Annotated in this window: 11 protein-coding genes; 2 read left to right on the forward strand and 9 right to left on the reverse strand. The window is 66.3% G+C overall.

Translation table 11 applies throughout. The features are described 5' to 3' along the window. Window positions 1–15: 15 nt before the first annotated feature. Window positions 16–2490, reverse strand: coding sequence for a GH92 family glycosyl hydrolase (locus MRBLST15_RS03795; RefSeq protein WP_414716126.1), 2475 nt, complete (start codon window positions 2488–2490; stop codon window positions 16–18). Between the two features lie 1094 nt (window positions 2491–3584). On the opposite strand from MRBLST15_RS03795, the gene MRBLST15_RS03800 reads away from it, so the two are divergent. Together MRBLST15_RS03800 and MRBLST15_RS03805 are read left to right on the forward strand one after the other, a co-directional pair. Next, window positions 3585–6659, forward strand: a complete 3075-nt coding sequence (locus MRBLST15_RS03800; RefSeq protein ID WP_367785260.1) for a TonB-dependent receptor — start codon at window positions 3585–3587, stop codon at window positions 6657–6659. A gap of 151 nt (window positions 6660–6810) precedes the next feature. Beyond that, window positions 6811–7005 carry a heavy-metal-associated domain-containing protein gene (locus MRBLST15_RS03805; protein WP_353099051.1) on the forward strand — a complete coding sequence of 65 codons (195 nt, stop codon included), beginning with the start codon at window positions 6811–6813 and terminating at the stop codon, window positions 7003–7005. A gap of 77 nt (window positions 7006–7082) precedes the next feature. On the opposite strand, the gene cueR is transcribed toward MRBLST15_RS03805, so the two are convergent. The 8 genes from cueR to MRBLST15_RS03845 form a co-directional block, all read right to left on the reverse strand. Continuing rightward, entirely contained in the window at window positions 7083–7535 is a 453-nt protein-coding gene (gene cueR, locus MRBLST15_RS03810; protein WP_312706024.1) for a Cu(I)-responsive transcriptional regulator, read from the reverse strand. A 12-nt stretch (window positions 7536–7547) separates the two neighbouring features. Beyond that, entirely contained in the window at window positions 7548–10049 is a 2502-nt protein-coding gene (locus MRBLST15_RS03815) for a heavy metal translocating P-type ATPase (protein ID WP_367785261.1), read from the reverse strand. A gap of 184 nt (window positions 10050–10233) precedes the next feature. Next, window positions 10234–13191, reverse strand: a complete 2958-nt coding sequence (locus tag MRBLST15_RS03820; RefSeq protein WP_367785262.1) for a TonB-dependent receptor plug domain-containing protein — start codon at window positions 13189–13191, stop codon at window positions 10234–10236. Window positions 13192–13574: 383 nt separating this feature from the next. Next, a complete protein-coding gene (locus MRBLST15_RS03825; RefSeq protein WP_367785263.1) occupies window positions 13575–14306 on the reverse strand; it encodes a copper homeostasis protein CutC in 732 nt (243 codons plus the stop codon). Continuing rightward, on the reverse strand, window positions 14303–15301 hold the full coding sequence (locus tag MRBLST15_RS03830; RefSeq protein WP_367785264.1) for a N(4)-(beta-N-acetylglucosaminyl)-L-asparaginase: 999 nt from the start codon (window positions 15299–15301) through the stop codon (window positions 14303–14305). The genes MRBLST15_RS03825 and MRBLST15_RS03830 overlap by 4 nt, the downstream gene beginning before the upstream one ends. Before the next feature lie 52 nt (window positions 15302–15353). Then, the gene (locus MRBLST15_RS03835; protein WP_367785265.1) at window positions 15354–16376 is read right to left on the reverse strand and encodes a glucokinase; all 1023 of its coding nucleotides are present in this window, start codon (window positions 16374–16376) and stop codon (window positions 15354–15356) included. 85 nt (window positions 16377–16461) lie between these two features. After that, a complete protein-coding gene (locus MRBLST15_RS03840) occupies window positions 16462–16746 on the reverse strand; it encodes a hypothetical protein (RefSeq protein WP_025874818.1) in 285 nt (94 codons plus the stop codon). Window positions 16747–16794: 48 nt separating this feature from the next. Further along, on the reverse strand, window positions 16795–18384 hold the full coding sequence (locus MRBLST15_RS03845) for a calcineurin-like phosphoesterase C-terminal domain-containing protein (protein WP_367785266.1): 1590 nt from the start codon (window positions 18382–18384) through the stop codon (window positions 16795–16797). Window positions 18385–18399 lie beyond the last annotated feature (15 nt).

Below are 18399 nucleotides of genomic sequence, written 5' to 3' on the forward strand. Positions count from 1 at the left end.
ACGGCACAGCCCGGCTCAGTGCAGCTGGCTGCCCGGTGCCGCACACCAGGACACCGGCAGATCCTTCACCGCCGTGCCCCAGCCCTGCGTCGGCGCCGTGCCATCGAGGGCGAAACGCAGCTTCGGGCCCTGCTGCAGCTGGTTCCAGCCCAGCCACACCGGGGCATGTGCCTGGCCATCGACCTGCACGCCCTGCACGTACTGCAGGCGGCGGCCATCGGCGCCAGGCGCCTCGATGCGCAGGGTGCGGCCATTGCCCAGCTCGACCTCGACCTTGGCAAAGCGCGGCGTATGCAGCAGGAACTCGCCGCTGCCCGGCACTGCCGGGTACACGCCGATCGCACTGAACAGGTACCAGGCCGACATCGTCCCGAGGTCATCATTGCCGGTCACGCCGTTGGGCGCATTGGTGAACAGCTGCTGCGCTGCACGCACCACCGCGGCGGTCTTCCACGGCTGGCCGATCAGCGTGTACAGCCACGGCGAATGCAGGTCGGGTTCGTTGTTGGGGTTGTAGCGGAACTGGTTGTAGTAGCTGTACGGCCCGACCACCCATTCCTTGCGGGCGGCATTGAGCGGGTCGGCCTGCAGCGCATCCATCGCGAAGAAGGCATCGAGGCGGCGGCCGGCCTGTTCGCGGCCATCCATCGCTTCGACCAGGCCCGGCACGTCCTGCTGCGCCAGCCACTGGTACTGCCAAGCCGTGCCTTCATGGAAACCATGGTGCGAGCGCGGGCTGTAGTGGCCATCGGCCGGGGTGTACCACTGGCCATCCTCGGTACGCGGACGCGGGAAACCGGTGAAGCCGGTCTCGGCATCACGCACCTGCGGGTCCCACACCTTGCGCCAGTTGCGACCGCGCTCACGCAGCGTCGCCGCGTCCTGCGCATGGCCGAGGCCATCGGCCATCTGCGAAAGCGCACAGTCGGCCAGCGCGTATTCCAAGGTAGCCGAACCACCGTGGTGCGGATCAACGTCCATGCCCTTGGACGGGAACGCGCGGTCGTAGACCACGTAGCCCTTGTCCAGATAGGTTGGATTGCCGGAACGGCCGGCCATGCGCGAGTTCAGCGGCGGCGTGCCGAAGGCATTGCGGCGCAGCGCGTCCCATGCCTGCGATTCACGGCCTTTGAGCGCACCGAAGCGCCACAGGTCGACCATGAACGGGGTGACCGGATCACCGGTCATGATGTTGGTCTCGAAGTTGGCATAGCCCCAGCGCGGCAACCAGCCACCCTGCTCTTCGATCGCCAGCAGAGTACGGCCGATGTCGCGCGCCACGTCCGGACGGGTCAGTGCCAGCCACTGGTTCTGCGCACGGTAGGTATCCCACAGCGAGAAGTACTCGTAGTAGGTCCAGCCATCGGCGCGATGGATGCCATCGTCATAGCCACGGTAGCGGCCATCGGCATCGTTGCCGGTCATCGGCTGCAGCAGTGCGTGATAGACCGCGCTGTAGAACACGGTGCGATCGTCGGCAGTGCCGCCCTGCACACGCACCCGGCCCAGCTGCTCCCGCCAGGACTGCTGCGACAGCGCACGCATGCGTTCGAAGCCGAGCAGCGCCCCGCCCTGCATGCCCTCGGCGCGCAGGTTGTTGCGCGCGCCTTCGGCGTCCACATGCGAAATCGCGCTGACGGCCGTGACCGACTGGCCCTTGGCCAGATCGAAGCTGAGCCACGCGCCATTCGGCTTCTGCTCGCCTTCCATGCTGTGGCGCGCGCCCGGCAGGCCACCGCCCTCGCCCCAGGTGCCATGCGCCTTGAACGGACGGTCGAATTCGATACGGAACCAGGTGGTGTACTGATGGCCACCACAGAAGCTCTTGGTGACCAGCTTGCCTTCGACCACGCGGTCACCCACCACGTCGACCACGCTGCCGATCACCGAGTGGCGCTCGTTGGCCTGGCCGACATTGACCAGCACGTGGCCATCGCCCTTGCCCTGGCTGAAGGTGTAACGCTCGGCAGCCGCGCGCGTGCGCGCCGTCGCTTCCGCATCAATGCCGCCGTAGCTGGTCAGACGCACCTTGTAGTAGCCGGCCTGACCGATTTCACCGTCATGGGTATAGGCCGAGGCATACGCCTTGTGGTCGAACTGCTTGGGGTTGGCGGTATCGAAGTCGCCACCGGGGCCGATGCTGCCGGTCACCGGCAGCACCGAGACCTGGCCACCCTGCTCCCAGCAACCGGCGCCGGACAGGAAGGAGTGGCCGAAGCCGCGGATCTTGTCATCGTCGTAGCGCCAGCCCGAATAGTGGCTGCCGATCGGGCTGACCTGGATCAGGCCGAACGGCGCCGAGGCACCGGGGAAGGTGTTGCCGTCATCCTTGCTGCCGATGAAGGTGTTGACCTCGCGCTCCAGCGCGGCCGGCGCGGCCTGCAGCCAGGGCGTCACCGCGAGCGCCAACAGGCAGGCGATGCGGGCGAAGGGCCGATGGGACAGTGCCGACAGGCGGCGGGCGGGACGACGGCGGGACAACCTGGTCACGGGCAGGACTCCTTGGCGGCAGGGCGGCAGCGAAGGACCGGCCGCACAGGCCGAGCCCTCGTTTCCATCGGTACAAATCCGCACCCCGGCGGATTTAGATCGATTCAAGTAGAGCATGGGAATTTCGCCCAATGCATTCTGCGGCGCAGCATGAGGGAGGACTTCGGCCGGGCTGCGCCCGGCACCCGCAGAGGCAACGGCCGAAGCAACGGCAACAGCAGTCTCCCGATCTGGGCGGGGCGGTGCGGGCATGCAGGACACGCCGTAAACCCCGCTCCGCGGTCCGGCCCAGCCGCTGGCGGCTGTGCGTTCGTGCGCTTGCGAAGCAGTACTTCGCAAGCAAAGCGCCCTCACCCATGGGGCTCGATGGCGCCATCCATGGCGCCAACGGTCCTGCATACCCACACCGCCCTGCCCCTGACAGTTTCCTGATGTCTGGCAGATCCACGCCATGCGTGGATGGATGTTCCTACCGATTTCGAAATCATCGAATGGAATCGGATTTCATCCACGCATGGCGCGGATCCAGGTGTCGACCAAGGTCGACATCTGCCAACGGCATCGGGAATCTGTCGAAGGCGGGGTGGGTCCGGTTGCGGGGGCGTGAGCGCCATGGATGGCGCGACCGAGCTTACAGGGACGTACTTGCAGCGTCCCCCGCAACCGGACCCACCCCGACATCCCACGGAAAGCCGCTGTGCTGTTGCTGTTGCTGTTGCTGTTGCTGCTGCTGCTGCCCTGGCTTCGGCCTCTGCGGGTGCCGGGCGCAGCCCGGCCGGCCCCCCCCTTTTGCGCATGTAACCGCTTACAGCAATTTTCCGCGAAGGGTCATATGCACGACACGTCGCTGCCATATTGCGGAGCAACATGCACCGGCGCCGTTGCCGTGCTAAAAATCGCCCCGCCCATCGCTTAGATCGATCCAAGACGACAGCGCGATGGCCCGGGAGTTGGGGAGCAAGACAGGACGTGCCGCGCCATCTGCCAGGCGCTCGTTGCATCTGCAGGGTGAAGGCAAGATCGGCATCACGAATTAGATCGATTCAAGTTTCCGCGTCAGTCAGTCACCGGATCAATCCAGGAGAGAGGGAGAGATGGCAATGAAGCATTCAACACGTACGCAGGGCCACGACGCGTTGTCGCTGGCCATCGCGCTGGCCTTGGCCGCCGCCGTCGCCCCGCTTGGCGCATCCGCGCAGCAGGCGGCAACGACCGGCGCGCAGGACGCAACCACCCTGGACAGCGTCCAGGTCACCGGCTATCGCTACGCGATCGAAAAGAGCCTGCAGCAGAAGCGCGACGCCAACGCCGTGGTCGAAGTGATCACCGCCGAGGACGTTGGCAAGTTCCCCGACAAGAACGTGGCCGATGCGCTGCAGCGCGTGCCCGGCGTGGTCATCACCCGTAGTGGCGGCGAAGGCAAGTCGGTCAGCGTGCGCGGCCTCGCGCCCGACCTGACCCTGACCCAGTTGAACGGCAACTACGTCGCGTCGTCGGAAACCAACAACGAAGCCACCCGTTCCTTCAACTACACCCTGCTGCCGTCGAACATGCTGTCCAGCGCCGAGCTGTTCAAGTCGCCGGAAGCGCGCATCGACGAAGGCGGCATCGGTGGCACGGTCATCCTGCACACGCGCCGACCGCTGGAGATGGAAGCCAATTCCGGCTACGTGAACCTGGAAGGCACTTCGTCCGATACCAGCCACGACGTCGATCCGCAGGTGTCGGCGCTGTATTCCTGGCACAGCAAGGACGAGCGCTTCGGCGTGCTGGTCGGCGTGACCCAGCAGAAGCGCACCAGCCGCACCATGGAGACCAGCACCGAGGACTACCAGTGGTACGGCAACAACACCACCGCGCGCGATGCCAACGGCAACCTGCTGGAACAGGATGGCATCCACTACTGGTGGGGCCAATCCGGTTTCAACAACCAGGCTGGCACGAACTACAGCGAGTTCTTCATGCCGACCTCGGTGAACTTCGCGGTGAAGGAAGAAAAGCGCGAGCGCAAGGGCGGCCAGCTGACCTTCCAGTTCAAGCCGATCGACAACCTGACCCTGACCGCGAACTACTTCCGTTTCGAACTGCAGGGTGATTACACCCAGAACATGCTGAAGGTGCCGGAGTGGAACCTGGCCCGCTACAACGGCGATGGCAACTGGGCCGGTGGGCGCCTGCTCAACGGGTTGAGCTTCGATCCCAGTGGCAGCATCGTCACCGGCGCGCAGTACGAAAAACTTGCCGGCAAGACCTACTACTGCAGCGAAGACCAGGCTGCCGCAGCTGGCCTGCCGCCGGGGGGCTGGGGTCCGGATGACTGCACCATCCCCACTCCGCAGCTGACCGGTGGCTACAGCAAGGAAAAAGCGCTTTCGCAGACGGCCGACCTGACAGTCGACTGGGACATCAGTCCGCTGTGGAAGGCCAGCTTCACCGGCGGCCGCACCTGGTCCAAGGGTGGCCCGTCGATGAATTTCCGCATGTCGGCCAAGCCCCGCCGCAAGGTCGGTGACCAGTGGCAGGCGGGCAACCAGTACACCGCGTGGGACCTGACCGGCACGCCGTCGCTGACCGTCTCGCCGGACATCCAGCAGCAGCTGATGGCTGGCGTCGCCGAGGTCGATACCGGCTCCACCGATTCGTCGTGGATGCAGACCGAGGTCAAGCAGAACTACTTCCAGGCCGACGTCACCAAGATGTTCGAAGCTGGCTGGCTGGACTCGATCCAGTTCGGCGCCAAGTACCGCGACGGCCAGGTGCACCGCAACACCGGCAACACCTACTGGGTCTGCCAGGGCCTGGACCCGGCCGACTATGACAACAATCGCTACCAGGCCGGTTGCGATCCGACCGCAGGCAATGCGCAGCCGGGCTTCTTCCTGTCCAACCCGATCAGCAACATCGCCGGTGGCTTCAATGCCAACGTGTTCCCCGGCATCAACTACCCGGCCTACATCGACTACCTCAACCAGACCTACGGTGGCTCGCACAACCGAACCGAGGAAGACTTCGTCTACGACGTCAACGAGAAGATCTACTCGGGTTACTTCCAGGCCAACTTCCGCACTGATCGCGTGCGTGGCAACGTCGGCGTGCGTGTGGTGCGTACCAAGCAGTTCGCCCAGTCCAGCGATTCGGTCGAACGTTTCAACGACTACTTCGTGGACAACGCCGCTGGTGCGCCAATGAGCTGCGATGACCCGGCTGCCGATCCGAACCTGCGTTGCCAGGGTGGCTTCGTACGTCTGCCGGACAACCAGGTGCGCGACAAGGTCTATACCCTCAGCTCGCTGGAGAAGACCTATACGGACTTCCTCCCGAGCTTCAACATCGCCTGGGACATCACCGACAACCTGGTGCTGCGCGGTGCCGCGTCGAAGGTGATCGCGCGCCCGGGCTACACCAGCATCGCCTATCCGGGCGGCCTGCAGTACATCAGCCCGGAATACAGCAACGATCGCCGCGTCGCTGGCGGCACCGACACCCCCGGCTGGTATGGCTCGGGCAGCAACAAGGCACTGGAACCGTTCAAGGCGGTGCAGTTCGACCTTGGCCTGGAGTGGTACTTCAAGCCGGGTTCGGTTGCAGGTGTGGCGTTGTTCCGCAAGAACGTGGACAACTTCACCGTGCCGGTCGTGCGCGACCAGCAGATGACCGTCGGTGGTGAAACGGTGGTGGTGCAGAAGTACAGCACCGAAGCCAACGGCCGCGACGGCGTGTCGCAGGGCGTGGAACTGTATGGCCAGTACACCTTCGACATGGGCTTTGGTGTCCAGGCCAACTACACCTACAACGACACCAACCTGGCCTCGATCGTGCTGGATGGCGATGAGATCGGCTCGTCGCCGCTGGTCGGCAGCGCCAAGAACCAGGCCAACGTCACCGTGTTCTACGAGAACGAGAAGTTCCTGGCCCGTGCCTCGTACAACCGCCGTGGCGAAGTGGTCGGCGGCCTCAACAACGGCCTGACCACCTACACCAAGCCGTACAGCCAGCTGGATCTGAACGTGGCCTACAACATCACTGCGGACTGGACCGTGACCGCAGCAGTGTTGAACGCCACCAAGTCCGAGCTGCGCAGCTACATCGGCAACGACAGCCAGGCCCGACTGCTGTCCAACCTGTATGCCGGCCGCCAGCTGTACTTCGGCGTGAACTGGAAGTTCTGACGCGTCACCCCCGCCCTCGGGCGGGGACGATCCTCCACGGCAGCCGCGCTGGTACAGGTGGCTGCCGTTTTTTGTTCAGCGTATCGCTTGACCCTGCCATCGTTGGAACGTGCACACTGGCTCCACCCCCAGAGCATCAAAGGAGCTACAGATGGAATTCCATGTGGAAGGCATGACCTGCGGTGGCTGCGCACGCAGCGTGACCAAGGCGATCGAGCTGGTCGACCCGACGGCAAGTGTGTCGGCCGACCCGGCCAGCCGCCGCGTGCAGGTGCAGACCTCGGCCAGCGAAGCACAGATTGTCGCGGCGCTGACCGAAGCGGGTTTCCCGCCGCGTACGGCCTGATCACGCTGCCGATTGCATGAACGATGCCCGCCCCGTGCAATTGCCGGGGCGGGCATTTTCCTTTCCATCTGTCTTGGTCAGGTCCTGCGCGCGCGCCTGCGCACTGCCCCTGCGGGCGCTGCAACCGGTGCAACGCCCTCTTCGCCTTCGCCCAGCCGCTGCAGGATCGGGCATTCGGGCCGGTCATCGCCGGCACAGCAGCTGATCAGCGATTTCAATGTATCGGCCATCTGCCGCATGTTCTCGATGCGCTGTTCGAGGTCATCGATGTGCTGCTCGGCCAGGCGCTTGACGTCGGCGCTGTGGCGCGAGGTGTCGTTCCACAGGCCCAGCAGGTCGGTGATCTCGGCTACCGAAAAGCCGAGATCACGCGCGCGACGGATGAACCGCAGCCGATGCACGTCGGCCTGCGAATAGGCGCGATAGCCCGCGCCGGTGCGGTCAGCCTGCGGAATCAGGCCGATCTGTTCGTAATAGCGGATCATCTTGGCCGACACGCTGGAGGCCTTCGATGCTTCACCGATGTTCATGCAATCGCTCCTTCAGTGGGCCGCATGGGACGCGTCCGTCATCGGCGCCTGGAAGCGCCGCAGGCGCAGCGCATTGCCGAGCACGAACACACTGGACAGGGCCATGGCACCGGCGGCGAACACCGGCGACAACAACACGCCCCATACCGGATACAGCGCACCGGCAGCGACCGGGATCAATGCGGTGTTGTAGGCAAAGGCCCAGAACAGGTTCTGGCGGATGTTGCCGATGGTCGCCTTCGACAGTGCGATGGCGTTGGGCACGCCCTGCAGGTTGCCGGACATCAGCACCACGTCGGCCGACTCCACCGCGACGTCGGTGCCGGTGCCGATGGCCAGGCCGACATCAGCCTCGGCCAGCGCCGGCGCATCGTTGATGCCATCACCGACGAACGCGATCTGACCGTAAGCCGCCTTCAACCGGCGCACCGCTTCCACCTTGCCTTCCGGCAGCACTTCGGCCACCACTTCATCGATGTCGAGCTGGCGGGCGATGGCCTGCGCGGTAGCGGCGTTGTCACCGGTGATCATGGCCACCTTCAGGCCAAGCTGGTGCAGGGCGGCAATGGCGGCCGGCGTACTCGGCTTGATCGGATCAGAGACTGCGATGATCGCCGCCAGGCGGCCATCGATGGCGGCATACAGTGGCGACTTTCCTTCGTTGCCCAGGCGATCGGCCAATGCAGCGAACGCACCGATGTCCACGCCGAGCGAACGCATGAAACGATCAGCACCTACTTCCACGCGTGCACCATCGACGGTTGCACGCACGCCCATGCCGGTCACCGACTCGAAATCAACCATCGCCGGCAGCGCGATGCCCTCCTCCGTGGCCGCCTCGACGATGGCGCGGGCGATCGGATGTTCCGAGCGCGATTCCACTGCCGCCACCCTTGCCAGCACCTGCGCGCGATCGAAGCCGTCGGCGATCTCCAGGTCGGTCAGCAGCGGGCGACCTTCGGTCAAAGTGCCGGTCTTGTCCACCGCCACCACCTTGGCGTCCTTCAACAGCTGCAGCGCCTCGCCCTTGCGGAACAGCACGCCCATCTCGGCGCCGCGACCGGTGCCAACCATGATCGAGGTCGGCGTCGCCAGCCCCATCGCGCACGGGCAGGCAATGATCAGCACCGCCACGGCGTTGACCAGCGCGAAGGTCAGCGCCGGCGACGGCCCGAAGATCAGCCAGACCAGGAAGGTAGCGAGGGCCGCCAGCATCACCGCCGGCACGAACCACAGCGTCACCTTGTCGACCACGGCCTGGATCGGCAGCTTGGAGCCCTGCGCCTGTTCAACCAGACGGATGATCTGCGCCAGCATGGTCTGCCCACCCACCGCCGTCGCACGCAGGGTCAGTGCGCCCTTCTGGTTGACGGTGCCGCCAACCACGCCGCTGCCGGCCGACTTCTCCACCGGGATCGGCTCGCCGGTGATCATCGACTCGTCGACGAAGCTGCGACCTTCAGTCACCTCACCATCCACCGGCACGCGCTCGCCGGGACGCACTTCCAGCAGGTCGCCCAGCAGCACCTCGTTGATCGGAATATCGACGATGCGTCCTTCGCGACTGACGTGCGCCACCTTGGCCTGAAGGTTGACCAGGCGCTTGATCGCCTCTGACGTGCGGCCTTTCGCGCGCACTTCCAGGAAGCGGCCGAGCAGGATGAGCGCGACGATCACCGCCGCCGCTTCGTAGTAGACATTCACCGTGCCCGCCGGCAGCAGGCGCGGGAGGAAGGTGGCCACGACCGAATAGCCGAATGCCGCGGCGGTACCCACCGCCACCAGCGAGTTCATGTCCGGCGCCAGGCGCAGCAGCGCCGGGAAGCCCTTCTGGTAGAAGCGCCGGCCAGGAATGGCCAGGACCAGCGTGGTCAGCACGAACTGCAGGTACCAGCTTGCCTGGAGGCCGATCGTGGACATCACCCAGTGATGCATGCCGGGAATCAGGTGCGAGCCCATTTCCAGCACGAACACCGGGGCTGCCAGCACGCTGGCCAGGATCAGGTCGCGTTTCAACGCCACCCGCTCGGCATCCTTCTTTTCCGCCGCTTCCTCATCGACCTGGGCGCCGCCATCAATCGCGTGCGCTGCGTACCCGACCTTGTCGATGGCCGCTACCAGTGCGTCGATGCCGGCGACGCCGCGCACGGTCGCTCGTTCGGTGGCCAGGTTGACGCTGGCCTGGCTGACGCCCGGCACCGCCAACAGCGCGCGCTCCACGCGGCCGACGCAGGACGCGCAGGTCATGCCTTCCACGGCCAGTTCGGTGGTCGCCGCCGGTACCTCATAACCCACTCTTTCCACCGCCTGGATCAGCGCGTCGCGGTCGATCGGGCCAGAGGAGCGGATGTCCGCACGCTCGGTGGCCAGGTTGACCGACACGCTGGCGACCCCCTCGACCTTGGCCAGGGCCGCTTCGACCCGGCCGACACAGCTGGCGCAGGTCATGCCTTCGATTGGCAGGCTGAGGGTGGAAGCCGTCCCGGGGACGGCGGTAACGCTGGAGGTGCTCATGGCCTGGTTTCCCTGGTTCCATCTGGAGAGGTGACCAGCCTAGACCTTGCCATCGTGGGAAGGTCAAATCCACCCTCTCCCGCCGATTGCCCATCCATCCCGCGTGCGCCCAGTAGAGCCACGCCATGCGTGGCTGCCCGTCAACCCGTGGCTGGCGCCGGGTCATGCCCGGCGCCACCGTCCCTCAGAACGTGAACACATACTCCAGCGCGAACTCACGCCCCACCGCACCCAGCAGGCGGGTCGGGGCGAAATCGTAGTCGACCTTGTACGGGTCCTTGTGGTTCCAGCTGGTCGCATTGAAAGCGTTGTTCACGTACAGATTGACCTTCATGAACTCGGTGACCTGGTAACCGACGTTGAAGTTCCAGGTGATGAACGGCCCGACCCGGCCGTAGTACCGCGCCGTCTGCTGCCCGGCGTTCGGGTTCGGATTGGCCGATCCATCCGGACGCGTGGCAGGCTCCAGGCAGTTCAGCGACGGGCTGTCGCTGGGCACGTAGCCATCGGCGAACGGCAAGCAGCCGCCGGGGTTGTCCAGGCGGTCGGTGCCCCAGTGATAGCGCACGCCCGGCACCGAGCCGATACGGTCGGCGTAGACGTTCGCATTCCAGTTGCCGCCCTGCCAGGCCAGGCTGGCGCGCAGCTTGCTGCGCAGGTCACGGTCGCGACGCTCCGGGTTCGGGTCGTTGGCGTAGCGCTGCTCCTTCGTGGAGATCTGGTTGGTGTAGTTCACCCCCAGCTGGAAGCTGCCCCATGCGGCCGTCTCCAGCCGATAGCGCGCGCTCAGATCGATACCACGCACTTCGCGGCTGGCCAGGTTGAACGGCCCGCGCTCGATCGACACCAACCGCCCGCTGCTGTCACGATTCACGCGGGCGAGGATGCCGGCGCAGTACGCGTCACCCGCCGGATTCGCCCAGGGCGTACCGTCCATGTTCTTGCCGGTCAGGCAGCCGGCCTCACTGGCCAGTACCTCGTCAGCACCGACGTCGACGATCATGTCTTCCAGCTTGATCGCCCAGTAATCCGCACTCATCGACAGATTCGGCAGTACGTCCCAGACGAAGCCGACCGTCCACGAATTGCCGGTCTCCGAGCGCAGCAGCGGCGTACCCCGACGGTTCACGTCGAACGCATACCAGACATCGGTATTGCCCACGCCGCAGTTGTTGACCAGATACGCGCCGCTCTCGATGCAGCGCAGGCGGTCGTAGGTCAGCACTTCGGAACTGCTGGCCTGGCCGAGCAGGTAGTGCATGTCCGGCGCGTGGAAGCTGGTCGCGTAGGAGCCGCGCACCAGCAGTGACTCGAACGGGCGCCATTCCAGGCCAGCGTTCCAGGTAGTTTCCTTCTGGCTGCCGACATCCAGCGCCTCGCCGCCGCCGTCGGCCTTGTAGCTGCCATAACGGTCGTAGCGTGCCGCCGCGGTGGCGATCAGGCTCTCGGCCAACGGGATCTTGAACTCGACACCGGCCGAATAGCGGGTGCGCTCACCACCACCACGATCAACGTTCTGCAGGTCGAAATCGATGCCGGCACGCGGATCCGGGCTGAGGTGATAGCCCTGCTTCGCCACTTCAGCCACCGCTGCGAACGAGATCGGCCCGGCCCAGCCCTGCAGCAGTTCGCCGGTGATGTCGGCCGAGGCCTGGTTGACGTAGGAGGACGCGCGATTCTTCGCGACCGTGCCCATCTGCCAGTACTGGTCCGGGGTGATCGGGTTCCACCAGCGCGACTCGTTCAATGCATGGATGGCCTCACCGTCGCCGGTGGTGCCCAGCCGTGGGCCGAGGAAGAAGTCGTACGACTTCTGTTCGTCCACCACATTCTGCCGCTCTTCAACGCGGTAGTAGGAACGTCCGACCGTGGTGCTCCAGTCGAAGCGATCGGCCAGGCGACCACGCAGGCCTGCGCTGATATCCCACGACAACTCGCGGTTGGTATTGCGCAGCGTGTCCAGGCCACCGACTTCGTTCGGGGTGAACTGGCGCACGCCGAGCACCGGGCGATTGCGGTTGGCATCCCAGTAATAGCCGTTGGCATCGTCGATCAACGAAACGCTGGGGGGATTGGTGCCCCAGATCGCCTCGGACCGGTACACCGCCAGGTTGCTCCAGGCCTGCAGGCCATCGCCGAAATCGAAGGTGCCATAGAGATTGCCCGACACGTTCTCCGAGCCGCCGGTCAGCAGCCAGTTGGCGTAGTCGGCGCTCATGCCGCACAGGCGGCCGGTGTTGCTCACCGTATTGGCGTTGTAGTTGTAGACCAGCCGATCAGCGGTGTAGTACTCGCCAGCGAATTTCTCGCAGGTGCCGTCCGGCGGCGCCAGGCGCTGGCCCGTGCTGGGGTCGATCAGGGCCAGGCCAGCGGTGGGACGGAAACCGACCTTGCGCTGTTCCATGTTCCAGGACGGGTACAGCGCATCGTCGGCGTCGTCCATCTGCGGCCGGTCGCGGCCGAACAGCGGATCGCGCTTGGTGTACTGCAGTGCGTAGGTCACGCTCCAGTTGTCGCCGGTCTTGCCGCCCGCCCAGGACAGGTCCCAGGTATCGCGCCCGCCTTCGGTGGAAGTGCCGCCGCGCACGCGCACTTCGTCGCCGTCGTAGTTGGTCTTCAGGATGACGTTGACCACGCCCGCGATGGCGTCGGATCCATAGATCGCCGACGCGCCACCGGTCAGCACTTCGATCCGCTCCACGGCAGCGGCAGGAATGTTGCTGTAGTTGGAGAAATTGGTCTCGCCGCCATAGGGCAGCGGGTAGTCGGCCACGCGGCGGCCGTTGACCAGCAGCAGGCTGCGGTTGGGGCCCATGCCGCGCAGGTTGAGGCCACTCGCATTGGGCGTGTGCGAGCCCCATTGCGACGCCGCTTCGACGGTGCCGGTCGCTTCGGTCAGCGTCTTCAATGCGTCGTAGACGGTGACGAAGCCTTCCTTCTGGATCTGTGCGGCGGTGATCACGTTGACCGGGGCCGGCCCCTCGACGCCGGCGCGCTTGATGCGCGAGCCGGTAACGGTGACGGCATCGAGGTCCTTGGTGGACGACGGGGCCGCTTCCTGTGCGCCCGCTGCGAAGGGCAGCAAGGCAAGCACGAGGGCCTGGGACAGCAGATGACGACGGTTGCGGACGGACTGAGCCATGGGTGGTTGCTCTTGGATGGTGGGCGCGCGGTCGGATGGCGATCCCGGGCGTCGAACCGATCCCTCTCGATTCGATCACCCTCCCCTGTGGATCGATCCAAACTAAAGCACAGCTGAACCACGCCCGGCATGCGGCGACGCAGCATCCGACAGCCCCGTGTCGCTATCGCCTACCGACAAACAATTAAATCAATGGGTTGCGAAACATCGCTACAGAAATGGCGCAGCTGTGGGTGACACGATCACGACAAACGCGCGCGGAACGGTTTTGTCCGTGGCGAACCAGGTACCCGGGTCGGATCCTTTCGTAGAGGGGCTCTGACCCGATAGCGCCTGGTCGGGGTCGGAGCCCTTCTGCGAAGGGATCCCGACCCCGGCAGCTCTCAGCCGTCCAGCGCCTGCCGCAGTGCGGCCACGGTGGCGGTCGCGGTCTGGCTCCAGTCCGGGTCCAGCCCGCGCAGGGCCGGGTTCTGGAACTGCATGGCCGAGCGTCTTTGCCCCTTGGCCGAGGCATGAAGTTCGAGGCAGCCGGTCTGCCGCGCCACGGCGGCGATGTTGCCCGGGCCAAGCCCGGCGCCGGCCATGACGCTGATCCGGCCGGCCGCCTGCGCGACCAGCGCGGCCAGTACCTCGGCCCCGGCTTCGGCGCTGGCCTGGCCGCCGGAGGTCAGCACCCGCTGGCAGCCCAGCCCGATCACCTGTTCCAGCGCCGCCGTCAGATCGCGCGCAGCATCGAACGCACGGTGGAAGGTCACCTGTAGCGGACCGGCCGCCTGCACCAGTTCCCGGCACAGCGGCAGGTCGATGTCGCCCTGCGCATCCAGCGCGCCGATCACCACGCCGTCGCAGCCCAGCGCGCGGCACTGCGCGATATCACGCAGCATCAGCTCGGTTTCCAGAGTGTCGTAGTGGAAATCACCCGGGCGTGGTCGCACCAGCACGAACAACGGAATCCGCAGCCGCTCGCGGGCAATCGCAATGCTGGCAAACGACGGCGTGGTGCCGCCTTCGGCGAGGTTGTCGAACAGTTCGATGCGATCCGCACCGCCGGCCTGCGCGGCCAACGCGGAGGCCACCGAGTTGCTGGCGATCTCCAGCGTGCGGCGCACGCTCACGCCTGCGTGCTCGCATAGATCGACGGCGAGTCGCGCAGGTCATCCTGGCGCATTGCATCGCACACCGCGTAGACGAAGCCGCGATGCAGCGCATACGCACCGACCTCGCCCTGCTTGTTCATCGCCAGGAAGCAGACCTGCAGCGTGCGGCTGGCTTCGGGGCGCTTGCGCACCACGCGGTCGATCGCCTCGCGGCAGGCCTGTGCCGGTGAGCGCCCCTGGCGCATCAGCTCGACCACCAGGAACGAGGCCGCGTTGCGGATCATCTCTTCGCCTACACCCGAGGCGGTGGCGGCGCCCACTTCGTTGTCCACGTACAGGCCGGCGCCGATGATCGGGCTGTCGCCCACCCGGCCGTGCAGCTTCCAGGCCATGCCGCTGGTGGTGCAGGCGCCGGCCAGGTTGCCCTTGGCATCCAGCGCCAGCATGCCGATGGTGTCGTGGTTGTCGCTGTTGCCGGGCAGGCCGCGGCGCTCGGCGTTGATCTGCGGCGCGTACTTCTCGGCCTTCAACCATTCGCGCCACGCCGCTTCGGCCTTCGGGGTCAGCAGGTGCTGGCGCTCGAAGCCCTGCTGCAGGGCGAACTGCTGGGCGCCCTCGCCCACCAGCAGCACGTGCGGGCTGTTCTCCATCACTTTGCGGGCCACCGACACCGGATGCAGGATGTCGACCAGCGCAGCGACCGCGCCACAGCGGCCGTCGCCATCCATGATGCTGGCGTCCAGGCTCAGCACGCCGTCGCGGTCCGGGTTGCCGCAATGGCCGACCGTGGGGTTGCACAGCTCGCTTTCGGCCCAGCGTGCACCGGCTTCCACCGCATCCAGCGCACTGCCGCCCTGCGCCAGCACCTTCCACGCGGCCTGGTTGGCCGGCACGCCGAAGTCCCAGGTCGATACCACCTTGGCCCCGCCCTGCGTGCGCGCCTTCACCACCGGCAACGCTGCCACACCTGCGGCCAGTGCACCGGCCTGCAGGAACTGCCTGCGATCGACCATCTTCGCCTCCGTCTGCATGCTGCGTCCGCCGGCCCGATGCCGGCAGCGCCGATCAATCGTGCGCGGGAATCCGCGCTGCGTGCCAGGCCGCTGCACCAAGCACGCCCAGCTGGCCATGTTCGACCCGCCACACCGGCACCTGGCGCAGCACGTCGGTCAGCACGCCCTTGTTGAGGAAGCGCTCACGGAAACGGCCGTCGGCCAGGAAGTCCTGCACATGGGTGGAAATGCCGCCGGCCAGGTACACCGAGCGCGCGCCGACGGCGATCGCTGCGTCACCCGCCAGGCTGCCCAGCCAGGCGCAGAACACCTGCAGGGTCTCCACCGCCAGCGCATCGTCGCCTTGCCGCGCGGCCGCGATCAGCGCTTCGGTGCTGGTCCACTGCGGCGCCACGCCGCGCAGTTCGCACAGGCAGGGGTACAGGTTCATCAGGCCGCTGCCGGACAGCACGCGTTCGTTGTCCACGTGCGGCCAGCGCTGCAGCAGCTGGCCCAGCACGTGCAGTTCCAGCGCGTTGCCGGCGCCCAACGCAGCGTGGCCGATCTCGCTGGCCAGCACCGGGCGCTCGCCATCGGCGAAGCGCAGTGCCGCACCCAGGCCGGTGCCCGGCCCGAGCACCAGCGCCGGGAAGGTTTTGGCCGGATCGGCGTCGCCGTTCAGCGGCACCAGCGTGTCGGCCTGCAGATAGGGAATGGCCAGCGCCACCGCTTCGAAATCATTGATCAGCTGCAGGTCGGGCAGGCCCGACTCGCGGCGCGTTGCCGACAGCGATACCGTCCACGGCAGATTGGCGTTGATCAGGGTGTCGCCGTCGAGCAGGCCAGCGATGGCGACCACCGCGCTGGCCATCGGCTGGCCGAGGCTGACGGTGAAATCGGCGAGGATCGCCGCCAGGCTGGGGTGGTCGGCGCAGGCGTAGGTGCGGTAACTGCCCAGCCGCGGCGCCTGCCCCGGCACGGTCTCGGCCAGCGCCAGGCGGGCGAAGGTACCCCCCACATCGGCAACCACCAGGCTGCGGGGAACGCCGCGGCGAGCGGGCTCGGATGGAACCGGGGATACTGCTGCGACGTTCACGCTGGCCTGCTTGGATCGATTGAATCGTCCTGATTCTCAGGCATCTGCCGGCCTTTGCCTAGCGCTGCGATGCCGCCGCCCGGGCTCACATGCCTTCCTGCTCGGCCACCTGCACGCCGTCCACCAGCACCCGCAGGCGTTGCGGGCGGAACCCGGCGAACAGCAGCGGCCGGGTCCGCTCCACCAGTACTTCATGGCCGGCGATATGGCGCTGCCACGACTGTACCAGCGAGAACGAGAAATGCGTGCCCGGATGCAGCGGGTGCTGCACCCAGACCTTCTCGCTGGCGCTCTGCAGCATCATCGCGCCGGTGAACCAGTGGCGGCTGAGAGTGACCGGCGTGGTGCCGGCCATGAAGCGGATATCCATGCTGCGTCCTTTCGTGATGGAAGTGCGTGACGGAAGCCCGGCCCGCGTTCAGGGCTTCGCGATCTGCAGGCTGTAGCTGGTGCTGGCGGTGAACACCGCACCATCCGGCTGGGTGGAACGCACTTCGACCTTGTGGCTGCCTACGGCCAGATCGGTCGGCAACGCACCACGCCACAGGTGCGGCGAAGCGGTGGCTTCCGGCGAACGGTCGTAGCCGCGCAGCGTGGAGGCCAGATCGTCGGCGACGTTCTCCACCATGAGCCGCGGATCAGGCTGGCTGACCTGCTTCATCGGCTGCCAGGCGCCGCCATCGACGCGGTACTCGACCACGCTGGCGTCCTCGCCCATGTAGACGTTGGCGTAGATGCCCCACGCCGGGTACGCGCCCTTGCGCAGCACCTTCGGTGCATGCAGGCCGATCTGCTCGCTGGCGGCTGCACCGGCCACCCGGTACTGCAGGCGGTAGCTGCCGTTTCCGGCCACGTCCAGCAGCGCATAGCCCTTCGGCGTGCCATCGCTCATGGTGCTGTCCGGTACGCCGGCGGCATTCTTCACGCCCGACCAGAACGCACCGCAGTTGGCACCGACGTTGTACTCGTGCAGCGGCCTGGCACCCTGCCAGCCGTCAGCCTTGCCGTGGTAGACGTGCTGCTGGGTGTGGCTGTGGCCACTGAGTACCAGCACGTTGCGGAAGTCCTTCAGCAGGTCGAACAGGCGCTGGCGGTCGGCATGGCGGAAGGTCTCGCGCCCCGGTGCCGCATCGAACAGCGGAATGTGCATGCCCAGCACCAGCAGGCGGTCCTTGTGCAGGCCCTTCAGATACGCAGCCAGGAAGGCGAACTGATCCTCGCGCAGGCCACCGACATACTTCGGCTTGGCAGTGGGGTCGTACACCACGTCGTCGAGGAATACGAAGCTGGCGCCGCCCTCTTCCACCGCGTACGTATCGGGGCCGTAGATGTTGCGCCAGCTGTCCAGCGAATGCGCGTCATTGGCCGCGTCGAAGTCCAGATCGTGGTTGCCGGGCACGTGGAACCACGGCACGCCGAGCTCGGTGGTGACCTTGTTGATCGCCGGGTACAGGGTCAGGTCGTCGTTGACGATGTCACCGAGCGTGGTACCCAGGCGGGCCTTGGTCTGCCCCACCAGCGGTGCCACGATCGACTGCTGGTAGTAGCCGATGTCCTGCAGGCTGGCGGTCTGCGAATCGGTGAACACCAGCATCTGGAAGCCACGACGGCTGTCATGCCGGTCGTTCTGCAGGGCGAAATCCCAGTTGCGGGCGACGTCACTGGTGGCCGCGATGCCGCCGTACTTCAGCGCCGGCGAACCGTTCGGCCGGTAGTGCCGCCAGAACGACGGCAGGCCGTCGGCGGCCTTCGGGAACGAATAGGCATCGGGCTTGATGACGAAGACCGTCTGCCCGTCACGCACCGGCAGGCTGTAGCTGCCGTCGGCAGCGGTCTTGACGATGGTTTCGCCATTGGACACCTGCACGCCGGCCAGGCCCGGATCGGTCGCACCGCGGCCCGGCTTGGCGTCACGCTCCAGATACACCTTGCCGGTGACCACGGTATCTGCGGCCCAGGCCGGCGAGGTCAGCAACAGGCAGCAGAGCCAGGCGGCAGGCAGTTTCATGGGGGCGATCCGGGA

It is taken from the genome of Stenotrophomonas sp. LST15-1-1.1, assembly GCF_040815575.1.
GTDB classification, from domain to species: Bacteria; Pseudomonadota; Gammaproteobacteria; order Xanthomonadales; family Xanthomonadaceae; genus Stenotrophomonas; species Stenotrophomonas lactitubi_B.